General features: G+C 72.3%; 15 protein-coding genes and 1 tRNA gene. 12 read left to right on the top strand and 4 right to left on the bottom strand.

Annotated features, from left to right (window positions below; genetic code table 11):
• Positions 1-2: 2 nt before the first annotated feature.
• A complete protein-coding gene (locus tag BKA05_RS12625; protein WP_179531736.1) occupies positions 3-2,477 on the top strand; it encodes a penicillin acylase family protein in 2,475 nt (824 codons plus the stop codon).
• 145 nt (positions 2,478-2,622) lie between these two features.
• Here BKA05_RS12625 and BKA05_RS12620 read toward each other — a convergent pair whose 3' ends face one another.
• A complete protein-coding gene (locus BKA05_RS12620; protein WP_179531735.1) occupies positions 2,623-3,306 on the bottom strand; it encodes a PAS domain-containing protein in 684 nt (227 codons plus the stop codon).
• A gap of 74 nt (positions 3,307-3,380) precedes the next feature.
• Positions 3,381-4,466, bottom strand: coding sequence for an alkaline phosphatase family protein (locus BKA05_RS12615; protein WP_179531734.1), 1,086 nt, complete (start codon positions 4,464-4,466; stop codon positions 3,381-3,383).
• Positions 4,467-4,508: 42 nt separating this feature from the next.
• Here BKA05_RS12615 and murI point away from each other — a divergent pair, with 42 nt between their 5' ends.
• The 8 genes from murI (at position 4,509) to BKA05_RS12575 (ending at position 10,982) form a co-directional block, all read left to right on the top strand.
• Positions 4,509-5,336, top strand: coding sequence for a glutamate racemase (gene murI / locus BKA05_RS12610; RefSeq protein WP_343045659.1), 828 nt, complete (start codon positions 4,509-4,511; stop codon positions 5,334-5,336).
• A 31-nt stretch (positions 5,337-5,367) separates the two neighbouring features.
• Complete coding sequence (locus BKA05_RS12605) at positions 5,368-6,159, top strand: MBL fold metallo-hydrolase (RefSeq protein ID WP_246289798.1); 792 nt, start codon at positions 5,368-5,370, stop codon at positions 6,157-6,159.
• A gap of 111 nt (positions 6,160-6,270) precedes the next feature.
• Entirely contained in the window at positions 6,271-7,197 is a 927-nt protein-coding gene (locus BKA05_RS12600) for an ABC transporter ATP-binding protein (protein WP_179531732.1), read from the top strand.
• Complete coding sequence (locus BKA05_RS12595) at positions 7,194-8,003, top strand: ABC transporter permease (RefSeq protein ID WP_179531731.1); 810 nt, start codon at positions 7,194-7,196, stop codon at positions 8,001-8,003. The genes BKA05_RS12600 and BKA05_RS12595 overlap by 4 nt, the downstream gene beginning before the upstream one ends.
• 187 nt (positions 8,004-8,190) lie before the next feature.
• Positions 8,191-9,060 (top strand): SGNH/GDSL hydrolase family protein, encoded by an 870-nt coding sequence (locus BKA05_RS12590; protein WP_246289797.1) that lies wholly within the window; start codon positions 8,191-8,193, stop codon positions 9,058-9,060.
• Positions 9,023-9,781: a ribonuclease PH gene (rph, locus tag BKA05_RS12585; RefSeq protein ID WP_415836777.1), complete on the top strand. Its 759-nt coding sequence runs from the start codon at positions 9,023-9,025 to the stop codon at positions 9,779-9,781. The genes BKA05_RS12590 and rph overlap by 38 nt, the downstream gene beginning before the upstream one ends.
• Positions 9,778-10,404, top strand: coding sequence for an RdgB/HAM1 family non-canonical purine NTP pyrophosphatase (gene rdgB, locus BKA05_RS12580; RefSeq protein ID WP_343045658.1), 627 nt, complete (start codon positions 9,778-9,780; stop codon positions 10,402-10,404). The genes rph and rdgB overlap by 4 nt, the downstream gene beginning before the upstream one ends.
• Positions 10,401-10,982 (top strand): lysophospholipid acyltransferase family protein, encoded by a 582-nt coding sequence (locus BKA05_RS12575; protein WP_298757750.1) that lies wholly within the window; start codon positions 10,401-10,403, stop codon positions 10,980-10,982. Before rdgB ends, BKA05_RS12575 begins: the two co-directional genes overlap by 4 nt.
• A 68-nt stretch (positions 10,983-11,050) precedes the next feature.
• On the opposite strand, the gene BKA05_RS12570 is transcribed toward BKA05_RS12575, so the two are convergent.
• Positions 11,051-11,123, bottom strand: a tRNA-Leu gene (locus BKA05_RS12570).
• 42 nt (positions 11,124-11,165) lie between these two features.
• On the opposite strand from BKA05_RS12570, the gene BKA05_RS12565 reads away from it, so the two are divergent.
• Positions 11,166-11,705, top strand: coding sequence for a GNAT family N-acetyltransferase (locus BKA05_RS12565; RefSeq protein ID WP_179531729.1), 540 nt, complete (start codon positions 11,166-11,168; stop codon positions 11,703-11,705).
• A gap of 103 nt (positions 11,706-11,808) precedes the next feature.
• On the opposite strand, the gene bcp is transcribed toward BKA05_RS12565, so the two are convergent.
• Complete coding sequence (gene bcp / locus BKA05_RS12560) at positions 11,809-12,288, bottom strand: thioredoxin-dependent thiol peroxidase (protein WP_179531728.1); 480 nt, start codon at positions 12,286-12,288, stop codon at positions 11,809-11,811.
• Positions 12,289-12,444: 156 nt separating this feature from the next.
• Here bcp and BKA05_RS12555 point away from each other — a divergent pair, with 156 nt between their 5' ends.
• Both BKA05_RS12555 and BKA05_RS12550 read left to right on the top strand, forming a co-directional pair.
• On the top strand, positions 12,445-12,693 hold the full coding sequence (locus tag BKA05_RS12555; RefSeq protein WP_179531727.1) for a DUF3618 domain-containing protein: 249 nt from the start codon (positions 12,445-12,447) through the stop codon (positions 12,691-12,693).
• 17 nt (positions 12,694-12,710) lie between these two features.
• Positions 12,711-13,034 carry a GroES family chaperonin gene (locus BKA05_RS12550; RefSeq protein WP_425489720.1) on the top strand — a complete coding sequence of 108 codons (324 nt, stop codon included), beginning with the start codon at positions 12,711-12,713 and terminating at the stop codon, positions 13,032-13,034.
• Positions 13,035-13,167 lie beyond the last annotated feature (133 nt).

Raw genomic sequence — 13,167 nt, 5'->3', positions numbered from 1 at the left:
ACGTGCGCCTCTCCACGACCCTCGGAACCGCCCTCGCCACCGGCCTCGGTGCCCTGCTGGTGGCGGTGCCCACCGGACCCGCCTCCTCGGCGGTCGGTGCCGCTCCCTCCGCCCGCGTCTCCGTGCCGGCGGCCACGACGCAGGCGGCCGCGGCGCCGGCTGCGCGGAAGGCCGACCGCTACCGCGCCGACATCACCTGGACCGAGCACGGCATCCCGCACATCAAGGCCGAGGACTTCGTCGGCCTGGGCTACGGCAGCGGGTACGCCGCGGCCGAGATGAGCCTGTGCACGCTGTTCGACACCCTGGTGACCGGTCGCGGTGAGCGGTCGCGGTGGTTCGGCCCCGACGAGGTCTACGACGACCAGGTGACCCTGCGTGCCACCAACCTCCAGGTCGACACCGTCGTCACGGACCTGCACGACCGCAAGGTCGTGGAGGGCCTGCTGAAGGACGAGACCCGCGGCCCCGGGCGACAGGCCCGCCAGATGGTCGACGGCTACGTCGCCGGCATCAACCGCTGGGTCCGGGAGAACCAGGTCACCGACCCCGCCTGCAAGGGCGCGGCGTACATCAAGCCGAACGTCACCACGCTCGACCTCTGGTACGGCGTCTACCTGGCCAACCTGCTGGCCTCCACCGGCGTCTTCGTGGGCGCCATCGCCGACGCGGCCCCGCCGAGCCCGACCGATCCGGGGCTGCCCGAGCTGCCCGTGAAGGCCGCCGACGTCGACCGCGACGCCCTGCTCGCCGGCCTCGGTCGCGACCCCGAGCGGCCCTTCGGCTCCAACGCCACCGCGGTCGGCAGCGACAACACCTCCACCGGCAGCGCGATGCTGCTGGGGAACCCGCACTTCCCGTGGCGCGGTCGCTACCACTTCACCCAGCAGCACCTGACCATCCCCGGCGAGTACGACGTCGCGGGGGCCTCGCTGGTCGGGTCGCCGGCGGTCAACATCGGTTTCAACGACCACGTGGCCTGGTCGCACACGGTCTCCACGGCGTACCGCTTCACGCCGTACGAGTACGTCACCCCGATCGCGCTCAGCCCCACGACGTACCTCACCGACTCGGGCCCCGCCGAGCTCGACCACCGCGAGGTCGAGGTCACGGTGCGCACCGGCGGCGGCAAGCTGGAGACCGTCACCGAGGACGTCTACCGCACCGCGGAGGGCTACGTCATCGACGCCCCCGACCTGCTGATGCCGTGGGGCCTGGCCAGCGTGTGGGCGATCCGCGACGCCAACGCCGAGCACCTGCGCACGATCGACACGTTCCTCGAGATGGGCAAGGCCACGGACGTCCAGGACCTGCTGCGCCGCCAGGACCGCGCCGCGGGCATGCCGTGGGTCAACACGACCGCCGCAGACCGCAAGGGGCAGGTCCTGTACGCCGACCACTCGGTCGTCCCGCACGTCACCGACGAGATGGCGGCCACCTGCATGACCGCCGTCGGGCGGGTCCTCGACGAGGTCGCCGGGCTGCCGGGTCTCGACGGCACCCGCGCGGGCAGCTCCTGCGCGTGGGGCGCCGACGAGGACGCGTCGCGGCCCGGCATCCTGGGCCCCGCCAACCTGCCGTCGGTCGTCACCCGCGACTGGGTGATGAACGCCAACGACTCCTACTGGACCCCCAACGACGAGATCCGGCTCGAGGGCTACGACTCGATCATCGGCTGCGAGGACTGCAGCCGCACGATGCGCACCCGCGTGGTCGCGGCGTACGTCGCCGACCGGCTGGCGGCCGGGAAGAAGGAGACGCCCCGCAGCCTGGCCGGGCACCAGCACGAGAACCGCGTCATGGCCGCGGAGGTCATGCGGGAGGACGGCGCGCTCGACGCCGTGTGCGAGGCGACCGGCGAGACCGAGGCGTGCGAGGCGCTCGCGGCCTGGGACGGCCGCTCGGACAAGGGGTCGCGTGGCGTGCACCTCTTCGAGGCGTTCGTGGAGAAGCTGCCCTCCGCGCTGCCGGTGGTGGGCGTGGACCCGGTGTGGACGACACCGTTCGACCCCAGCGACCCGTTCCACACCCCGGCCGGGCTGAACACGGCCAACCCGCAGGTGGTGCAGGCGCTGCAGGACGCCATCGACGAGGTCCGCGACGCCGGGGTCGCCTTCGACGCCCGGTGGGGTTCGCTGCAGGTCGCCGGCGACCGGGGTGCCCCGGCGATCCCGCTCGGCGGTGGGCTCGGCGACTCCGCCGGCAACGCCAACGCCCTGAAGTCCTACCTGCCCGAGGAGAACGACGACCGGTACCAGCCGATCACCTACGGCTCCTCGCACATCCAGGCGATCGCGTTCCGCAAGAAGGGCGCGCCGATCGCCCGGACGATCCTGACCTACAGCCAGTCCGAGGACCCGACCTCGCGTTTCCACGCCGACCAGACCCGGTTGTTCTCCCAGGAGAAGTGGGTGCGCTTCGCCTGGACGGGCAAGCAGGTGCGGCGCGCGAAGATCGGCGTCACCCGCCTGCGCTGACCCTCACCCGTCCTGCCGAGCCGGCGTATTGATACGCCGGTTCGGCGGGCGGGGTGGGTCGAGTCGGCGTATTGATACGCCGGTTCGGCGGGCGGGGTGGGTCGAGTCGGCGTATTGATACGCCGGTTCGGCGGGGTGGGGTGGGTCAGGTGGGGTCGCCCAGGCGGGCGGCGTCCTGACGGGTGAGGTCGGGGTCACCACCGGCGAGCATGAGGTCGTCGAGCATCTTCGAGGCCTTGGCGAGCGTCTCGGCGACGTAGGCCTTGGTGCGTTCCAGGTCGCCCAGCTCGGCGGCGTACGACGCGGCGGTGAGGCCCTGGACGACGTTGTCGTTGAGCTCGGCGGCCTGGCGGCGCGCCTGCAGCTCCTCGGCCAGGCGGACGGCGGTCTCCTCCTGGGCCTGCTCGGCGCGCACCCGGTCGGTGATGTCGATGCAGGTGCCGCGCATGCGCAGCGGGGTGCCGTTGGCGTCGGTGACGACCTGGCCGTTGGAGGCGAGGTAGCGCAGCTCGCCGTCGGGTCGCAGGATCCGCTCGATCATCTGGTACGGCTCGCCCGTGGCATAGGCGTGCTGGTGCACCGACTGGATGCGTTCGCGGTCCTCGGGGTGGATGTGCTGCAGGAACACCTCATAGGAGGCCATGATCTGGCCCGGCTCGTAGCCGTAGATGCGGAAGAGCTGGTCGGACCAGGTGTTGGTGTCGGTCTCGATGTGCCAGTCGTAGTCGCCCATGTTCGCGAGCATCTGCGCGTTGTCCACCCGCGCCCTCAGGTCGGCGAGCTCAGCGAGCGCGTCGGCGAGGGTCTGGGGTTCCTCCCGGGTTCCCATGCCCTTCACTGTCCTCCCGCGGCCACATCCGCGCAGGAGGATGGCTGTCTGAGCCGGTAAAGATTGCGTGAGGGTCAGCCGCCCCCGTCGGCGGTGAGCACGAGGTCCTGGGCCGTGCCGATGGTCGACCCGGGCACGGCGTGGAGGCCGAGCAGGTCCAGGGCGAGGTTGGCGACGTCGCCGTTGCGCACGGGCTGGCGCTCGGCCGCGTATCCGGGGCGCTTGCGGCGCGGCTTCTTGTAGTCCGGGTTGAGCGCGTAGAGGTCGGCCGCCTCGACCCCCTTGCCCCAGGTCAGGAACGGCACGCGGTGGTGCTCGAGCACGGTCGGGTCGGTGTGTCCCTGGCCCGAGCCGCCGTGGTCCGCGGTGAGCACGATCGTGAGGTGCTTGCGCAGGACGGGCTTGCTCTCGACGGTGGCCAGGACGTCGGCCAGCCAGCCGTCGACGGTGCGTACGGCGTCGGCGTACCGGCTCGAGGTCCACCCGTGCGCGTGGCCGGCCAGGTCGGGGGCGGCCAGGTGCAGGAAGGTGAGGGTGCGGGTCTCGCGGCGCAGGTCCGTGCGTGTCTTGCGCACCAGTCGCGCGCCGCGGGAGTCGAGGGTGAAGCGGTCCAGCGCCTTGGGCCAGGAGCGGTGGAAGAGGGAGAACTTCGACTTGCCGGTGAACAGCGCCGTCGTGCCGCCGGCGCGGTGCACCCGGGCGAAGACCGAGCCGACCTGCTCGCCGGCGGCCTCGTGGACGGTGGTGCCGGGCTCGTCGGTGTTCCAGGTGACGCCGTGCCCGCCGTGGTCGGTGTCGATGCGACGGCCGGTGATCATGCTGGTGTGGTCGGGCAGGGTCTCGGTCTGCTCCACGACCGTGCGGGCGTCGAGGGTCCCGGCCCCCTCCTCCCGCAACCGGGTGAAGGTCGGGAGCTCGGAGGCGTCGAGCTCGTCGAGGACCGAGGAGCGCAGCCCGTCGACGCTGATGACGAGGACGCGCCGCTTGGTGTCGAGCACTTCGGCCCGACGCTGCGCCGGCGAACCGGGGGAGGAGGGGGAGGCGGCCGCGGCGGGCACCGCCGTCGCCGCGTCGTATGACCGGTCCGAGCCGCACCCGGCCGGCACGAGTGCGAGGGCAAGCAGCGGGACGAGGGCGCGCAGGCGCGTGGGTCGCGACACGTCCGCGACGCTACCCCGGGTCCGCGGACTAGGGTGAGCCTCGTGACGCGCTCGACGACGAGGGACGCCCCGCTGGGCATCTTCGACTCCGGTTTCGGCGGGCTGACGGTCGCGCGCTCGGTGATCGATCAGCTGCCGCACGAGTCGGTGGTCTACGTCGGCGACACCGCCCGCCAGCCCTACGGGCCCAAGCCGATCGGCGAGGTGCGGGAGTACGCCCTGGAGTGCCTCGACCACCTGGTCGACCAGGGCGTCAAGGCGCTGGTGATCGCCTGCAACTCCGCCTCGGCCGCGATGCTGCGCGACGCGCGCGAGCGCTACGACGTCCCCGTGGTCGAGGTGATCTTCCCCGCGACCCGGCGCGCCGTGCAGGCCACCCGCAACGGCCGCATCGGCGTCATCTGCACCCGCGCCACCGCGGAGTCGATGGCCTACGACGACGCGTTCGCCGCCGCGCCCCACCTCACGTTGCAGACCCAGGTCTGCCCGCGCTTCGTGGAGTTCGTCGAGGCGGGCGTCACCGGCGGCGAGGAGCTCCTCGAGGTCGCCCACGAGTACCTCGACCCGCTGGTCGAGGCCGGCGTCGACACCCTGGTGCTGGGCTGCACCCACTACCCGTTGCTGACCGGCGTCATCTCCTACGTCATGGGCGACGGCGTCACGCTCGTCTCCTCGGCCGAGGAGTGCGCCAAGGACGTCTACAAGATGCTGGCGACCACCGACCTGATGCGCGAGGGCGGCGATCCGTCGTACACCTTCCTCACCACGGGTGCGCCCCAGGAGTTCGAGGCGATCGGCCGCCGGTTCCTGGGGCCGGAGATGATCGCCGCCAGCCAGTTCGCGGGCGGCCTGGTGGCCGGAGGCCGCTGAGCGGGATGGTCCGGACGGGGCGGAGGGGCAGATGAGTACGTCGGCAGGGGAGAGCCACATGCAGCTGACCGTCGTGGGGTGCAGCGGGTCCTACCCGGGCCCGGACTCGCCCGCGTCGTGCTACCTGGTACAGGCCGAGCACGAGGGCCGCACCTGGAACATCCTGATGGACCTCGGCAACGGCGCCCTGGGGGCGCTGCACCGCTACGTCGACCCGCTCGACATCGACGCGGTGTTCCTCTCGCACCTGCACGCCGACCACTGCATCGACATGACCAGCTACTACGTGCTGCGCAAATACCACCCCACCGGGGAGCAGGAGCCGCTGCCGGTGTGGGGCCCGCGCCGCACCGCGCGCCGACTGGCACGGGCCTACGACCTGCCCAAGAAGCCGGGCATGCGCGAGGAGTTCGTGTTCCACCGGCTGCGTCCCGAGGAGGACCCGGTCGAGGTCGGCCCGTTCTCGGTGACGCCGTACGCCGTCGACCACCCGGTCGAGGCCTACGCGTTCCGGGTGCAGGTCGGGGACCGGGTGCTGGCCTACAGCGGCGACACCGGCCCGTGCACGGGGTTCGACCAGGTGGCCGCGGAGGCGGACCTGCTGCTGGCCGAGGCGTCCTTCGTCAGCGCCGAGGAGAACCCGCCCTCACTGCACCTCACCGGCGCCGAGGTGGGGGAGACCGCCACCCGCGCCGGCGCCGCCCGCGTCGTGCTCACCCACGTCCCCCCGTGGCACGACCCCTTCGACGCGCTGGCCGAGGCGAAGTCGACCTACGACGGTCCGCTGGAGCTGGCCAGCGCCGGCGCCGTCTACGACGTGTGACCCGGCCGGGAGGGCCCTCCGCCCGAGCAGCCGCTGAATTCTCCGGGACCCCGCCGTGTCGATCCGGGTTCCGGGATGCCGCTGTCGTCGGCGTAGGGCAGGGTGAGAGCCATGATCACAGTCGAAGGACTCACCAAGACCTACGGAGGGTTCCGCGCGGTCGACGACGTCAGCTTCGTCGCGCAGCCCGGCCGGGTCACCGGCTTCCTGGGACCCAACGGTGCCGGCAAGACCACCACGATGCGCATCATGGTCGGGCTCACCCCGCCCAGCCACGGTCGCGTCACCATCGGCGGGCACGCCTACCGCGACATCCCCAACCCCGGACGCCACGTGGGCGTCCTGCTCGACGCCTCGGCCCAGCACGCCGGCCGCACCGGCCGTGAGGTGCTCACGATCGGTGCCCGCACCATGGGTCTGCCCGACTCCCGGGTCGACGAGATCCTCGAGATGGTGTCCCTGACCCCGGCCGAGGCCAAGCGCCGGGTGCGCAACTACTCCCTCGGCATGCGGCAGCGGCTCGGTGTCGCGCACGCACTGCTCGGCGACCCGTCGGTGCTGATCCTCGACGAGCCCGCCAACGGCCTGGACCCGGCCGGCATCCGCTGGATGCGCGGCCTGCTCAAGGAGTACGCCGACCGAGGCGGCACGGTGCTGCTCTCCAGCCACCTGCTGCACGAGGTCGAGCAGATCGCCGACGAGATGATCCTCATCGGCCGTGGCCGCATCGTCGCCCAGGGCGACAAGAAGTCCCTGCTCTCCGGTCAGTCGGCCTCCTCGCTGGTGACCTCGCTGGACAACGACGCGCTCGCGCGCGCCCTCTCCGACGCCGGTCACAGCGCCACCCCGGCGGGCGAGGGCCTGCGGGTGGACTGCGAGACCGCCGAGGTCGGCCGGGCCGCGCTCGCGGCCGGCGTCGTCCTCACCGACCTCCGCTCCGGCGCCGCCGGCCTGGAGGACCTCTTCCTCGAACTCACCGCCGACACCCAGCGCGAGGGCCACCCGGCCGCCGCGACCGACCAGGGAGGCGCCGCATGAGCACCACCACCCCGCCCGTCCAGCCCGCCTCCACGCCCGCGGGCACCCTCGACGTCTCCGCGACCCCGCGGGTGCCCTTCGGGCGCCTGGTGCGGGTGGAGCTGCGCAAGTCCCTCGACACCCGTGCCGGGCGATGGTTCGCCGGGTCGATCATCGCGCTGTGCCTGGCGATCGTGCTGATCACCGCGTTCGCCGCCCCCGACGCGGCTCAGGACTTCGGCTTCTTCCTCAGCGTCTCCGGCGCCACGCTGGGCTACTTCCTGCCCATCCTGCTGATCCTGATGGTCACCAGCGAGTGGAGCCAGCGCACCGGCCTGGTGACCTTCACCCTCGAGCCGCACCGCGCCCGCGTGGTCGGTGCGAAGTTCTGCGCCGGTCTGCTGCTCGGCCTCGGCCTCATCGTGGTGGCCTTCGCGATCGGCGCGCTGGGCAACGTCATCGCCGGCGGCACGTGGGACGTCGAGACCGGCGTGCTGGTCAACGGCTTCATCGTGGCCAACCTCATCGGCATCCTGCTGGGCTTCGCGATCGGGATGCTGCTGATGAACAGCCCGGCCGCGATCGTGGCCTACTTCATCTACACCCTGGTGCTGCCGATCGCGGTGGGCATCCTGGGTGCCTTCCAGGAGTGGTTCGCCGACCTCGCGCCGTGGATCGAGTTCAACACCGCCCAGGCATCGCTGTTCGAGGGCGACGCGGTGCCGACCGGTGAGGAGCTCGGCCAGCTGCTGGTCTCCGGCTTCATCTGGCTGGTGGTCCCGTTCGCCGTCGGCCTGTGGCGGCTGCTGCGCGCCGAGCCGAAGTAACTCTTCACCGGCACGTCGCCGACACGTCAGCCAGCCACGGCCCCAGCGTTCCCCGTCACGGGAGCCTGGGGCCGTGGCTCTGGAGGGCGTGTCTCCCAACTCCATGGCCTGCTGCGCGCCGCCCTGCGGGCACCTCGCCGCGTTGTCGTCAGTCGTCGATGCTGGCGCATCGCCTCCCTCCTCCGCCTTGCGAGGCACTCCGCAGGACGACGCTCGCGACGGCCGAGAGTCGAGAGACACGCACTACCTGCGGTTCGCTTCGCTCGGTGACAGCACGACCTACGGCATCGGTGACCCGGTGTCCGCCCAGGTGTCGCCCTCGGGGTGGCGCGGCTGGGCCCGGCTGCTGTCCGGCTCGCTGGCCTCGGCGTACGACGTGAGCTTCTGCAACCTCGCCGTCTCCGGCGCCACGTCGCGCTGCGTCGTCGAGGGCCAGCTCGCCGACGCCGTGGCGCACCGCCCCGACGTGGCCTCGCTCGTCGTCGGCGTCAACGACACGATGCGCTCGTCGTGGGACGTCGCCCGGGTCCGCGCGGACCTGATGGGCGCCGCCGAGGCCCTCCACAGCACCGGCGCGCTGCTGCTGACCGCCCGCTTCCACGACCACGGCCGGGTCTTCGGCCTGCCGGGAGTGCTGCGGCGGCCGCTGGCGGCCCGCATCGAGGCGGTCAACGGTGTCTACGACGAGGTGCACGCGACGTACGGCGGGCTGCGGGTCGACCTGGCGACCTTCCCCGAGGTCCTGGACCGCTCGTTCTGGTCCGTGGACCGGCTGCACCCCTCCGAGCTGGGGCACCGGCTCTTCGCGCGACGCTTCGCCGACCTGTTGAGGGCGGAGGGGTTCGACTTCGAGCCGGTCTCCGTGGTGCCGGAGGGCGGGGTGACCACCTCGTGGCGCACCGACGTGCGCTGGATGGTCGCCGAGGGCGCTCCGTGGGTGGGTCGGCGCGCCCGCGACCTGGGGCCGTGGGCGGTACGACTGGCGTGGACCGAGGCGCGGGGTGTGCGCGAGAGGGCGAGTGAGCCCGTCGGCCTCGGTGTCGGGGCGGGCCAGTAGCCTGCCGGGCATGACGACTCCCCGCGAGGACGGCCGCGCCGACGACGAGCTCCGACCGATCACGATCACCCGTGGGTGGCTCGACCACGCCGCCGGCTCGGTGCTGGTGGAGTTCGGCAAGACCAAGGTGCTCTGCGTCGCCTCTGCCTCCGAGGGCGTCCCGCGCTGGCGCAAGGGCTCGGGCCTGGGCTGGGTGACGGCGGAGTACGCCATGCTCCCGGGCTCCACCCACACCCGCTCGGACCGCGAGTCGGTCAAGGGCAGGATCGGTGGCCGCACCCATGAGATCAGCCGGCTCATCGGCCGCTCGCTGCGTGCCGTCATCGACTACGAGGCGATGGGGGAGAACACCATCCAGCTCGACTGCGACGTGCTCCAGGCCGACGGCGGCACCCGCACCGCCGCGATCACCGGTGCCTACGTCGCCCTGGCCGACGCGTGCGCGTCGCTGGACCGCATGCAGACCCTGACCGGCTCGGTCGCCGCGGTCTCCGTCGGCATCATCGACGGTCTCCCGCGCCTGGACCTGCCCTACGTCGAGGACGTCCGCGCCGAGACCGACATGAACGTCGTGATGACCGGCACCGGCTCCTTCGTCGAGGTGCAGGGCACCGCCGAGGGCGCGGCGTTCTCCCGCAGCGAGCTCGACGCGCTGCTCGGCCTGGCCGAGAAGGGCTGCGCCGACCTCACCCGCCTCCAGCAGGAGGCGCTGGCTCGGTGAGCACCGTGCAGGTCTTCCTCGCCTCGCGCAACGCCAAGAAGATCGCGGAGATGGAGCGCATCCTGGCCGAGCACGCCCCGGGCGTGCGGGTGCTCGGGCTCGACGACGTGTCGGCGTACGACGAGCCCGTCGAGGACGCCCCCGACTTCGTCGGCAACGCGCTGCTCAAGGCCCGCGCCGGCTGGCGCGAGACCGGGCTGCCGTCGGTGGCCGACGACTCGGGGCTCTGCGTGGACGCGCTCAACGGGATGCCCGGCGTGCTCTCGGCGCGCTGGTCGGGCAGGCCCAAGGATGACCATCGCAACAACCGGCTGCTGCTCGAGCAGCTCGAGGACGTGCCCGACGAGCGGCGCACCGCCCACTTCACCTGCGCCGTGGCACTGGTGACCGGCGACGGCCCCGACCACGAGGTCGTGGTGACCGGGGAGATGCCGGGCCGGGTGGTCCGCGAGGTCCGCGGCGACGGCGGGTTCGGCTACGACGTGGTCTTCGAGGCCGACGAGCGGCCGGGCGTCACGACCGCCGAGCTCTCGCGCGAGGACAAGGACGCCATCTCCCACCGCGGCCACGCACTGCGCGAGCTCGGGCCGGTGCTCGCTGAGCGTCTGGGCAGCCGCTCGTGAGCCCGCTGGCGCGGCTGCGCTGGCTGGTCGCCCAGGTGCTGCTGCGGCTCTCGCGGTGGCGCACCACGGGCGAGGTGCCCCGCAAGGGCGTGCTGGTCGGGGCCCCGCACACCTCCAACTGGGACTGGGTCCTCACCATGCTGCTCGCGTGGGACTCCGGGGTCACGATCCGGCTGCTGGTGAAGAAGGAGTTCTTCAAGGGCCCGATCGGCTGGATCCTGCTCAGGACCGGCGCCGTCCCGCTGGACCGGGAGAACCCCGGCGAGACGATCCGGCGACTGATCGCCGACGCCGAGACCGACGAGACCTTCCTGCTCGGCATCGCCGCCGAGGGCACCCGCAGCAAGGTCGAGCACTGGAAGTCCGGCTTCTACCGGATCTCCCAGCAGACCGGTCTGCCGATCACGCTGGCCTTCCTCGACGGCCCCTCGCGCACCGTGGGCTGGGGCCCGACCTTCCCGCTCACCGGCGACATCGGCACCGACATGGACCGCATCCGCGCCTTCTACGCCGACAAGACCGGCATCCGGCCCGAGCTCGCGGGCACCCCGCGGCTGCGGGAGGAGGACGACGCCTGAGGCTCGCGGCCGTGGGACGTCATACGGACGGGACGTCCGCTGACGCGGGACGTATGACGTCCCGGGTGTGCGCTCGGAGAGATTCGAACTCTCACTGGTCAGGACCTAAACCTGATGCCTCTGCCGTTGGGCTACGAGCGCGATGCCGCGCTCCGGCGGCCACAGGAGTCTAGAGTCCGCGACATGAGCGTGCCGTCGGCCCCCGTGGAGGTCCGGGGAGAGGGTGTGCTGCTGCGTGCGTCGCGGGAGAGCGACGCGGACCGGCTGCTGGAGGCGTTCGGCGACTCCGGCACCCAGCTGTGGAACCCCGGGCCGTCGGACCCCGCCGGGGTGCTGGCGTGGATCGCCGAGCGAGCCGACTGGTCGGCCGGCACCCACACCTCGTGGCTGATCACGCAGCCCCACGACGGCGACGTGCTCGGCTCGGTGTCGGTGTGGAAGATCGACCTCGACCAGGGCGACGGGGAGGTCGGCTACTGGGTCGCCCCGTGGGGTCGCGGCAGGGGCGTCGCCTCGAGCGCGGTGCGGGCCGCGGCGGCGTACGCCTTCGAGGAGGTGGGCCTGCACCGCCTGCACCTGTTCCACGCGGTGGAGAACCCGGCCTCGTGCGGGGTCGCGCGCAAGGCGGGGTTCCTGTTGGAGGGGACGCTGCGCCAGTCCTACCGGTACGCCGACGGCAGGCGGCACGACGAGCACCTGCACGCCCGGCTCGCCACCGACTGAGCCGGGCGCCCCGGAGGTCTCGACGCCCGCTCGCTGGCGCTCGCTGCTCGACCACCGGGACGCCCGGTCGCTGCTCGACCACCGGTCCGGTGGCCGGGCACCCTCAGGCGTCGAGGCCCAGGTCGCGGCGCAGCTTGGCGACGTGGCCGGTGGCCTTGACGTTGTACTGCGCCAGCTCGACCGCGCCCTGCTCGTCGACGACGAAGGTGGAGCGGATGACGCCCTGGACGACCTTGCCGTAGAGCTTCTTCTCGCCGAACGCGCCGTAGGAGGTCATGACCGACTTGTCGGGGTCGGAGAGCAGGGTGATGCCCAGCGACTCCTTCTCGCGGAACTTCCCGAGCTTCTCCGGCTTGTCCGGGGAGATCCCGAGCACCTCGTAGCCGGCCCCGCGCAGTGACTCCAGCGACTCGGTGAAGTCGCAGGCCTGCTTGGTGCAACCGGGGGTCATGGCGGCGGGGTAGAAGTACACGATCACCTTGCGGCCGCGCAGGCCCGACAGGCTCACCTCGGTGCCGGTGTCGTCGGTGAGGGTGAAGTCGGGGGCGGTGTCGCCGGGGGACAGGCGCGGGGTCTCGCTCACGGTGGGTGCTCCTCCTCGGGGTCGGGGTGCTGACGACCCTAGCCAGCCCCGAGGGGTGGGGCGGAGGGGACCTCGCGTCCGAGCGTGGCCGGGGTTGGTCCCGGGTACCGACGGGGTGACGGCGCCCGGGGGAACGACATTGGTAGCGTGGCCGCCGTGACTGCCGACCCCACCGCCCTCGAGCGCGAGATCGAGGAGACCCGCGAGCGCCTGGCGGGGACCATCGACCAGCTCCTGCACCGCGCCAGCCCCAAGACGATCGTCGGCCGCGAGGTGTGGACCATCAAGGCCCACTACGTCGACGTCGAGACCGGCGCGCCGCGCACCGACAACATCCTCAAGAGCGTCGGCGTCGTGGCTGGTGTCGTGGCCGCCTTCGTGCTGGTCCGCAAGCTCACCAGCTGAGCCGGGTCGGTTCGAAGGTGGCCGACAAGACGCCGATCAAGATGCTGCACGACCGCGTGCTCGTCGAGGTCGACAAGGAGGCCGGGGAGCGTCGCTCCACCGGCGGCATCGTCATCCCCGCCACCGCCGCGATGGGCGCCAGCCGCCTGGCGTGGGCCCGGGTGGTGGCCGTCGGGCCGCACGCCCGCGCGGTGCAGAAGGACGACCGGGTGCTCTTCGAGCCCGACGACAAGTCCGAGGTCGAGGTGCACGGCGAGCTGTACGTCGTCATGCGCGAGCGCGACGTCCACGCTGTCGCGGCGGACCGGGTCGGCGACGACGCCACCGGCCTCTACCTCTGACCCACCTCTGGCTGCCGTGGCCTGCGCGGCCGGCGTCGGCCCGTGCCGCGGCGGGCGGGGTGGGGACGCGAACGAGCCCCGACCGACACAGGTGTCGACCGGGGCCCGCTCTGCCGCACTCCCTCCCCAGAGG

This window comes from Nocardioides marinus (assembly GCF_013408145.1).
Classification (GTDB): Bacteria; Actinomycetota; Actinomycetes; order Propionibacteriales; family Nocardioidaceae; genus Nocardioides; species Nocardioides marinus.
The sequence above is the reverse complement of the archived record's forward strand: the minus strand, read 5'-3'. Positions and strand labels throughout refer to the sequence as shown.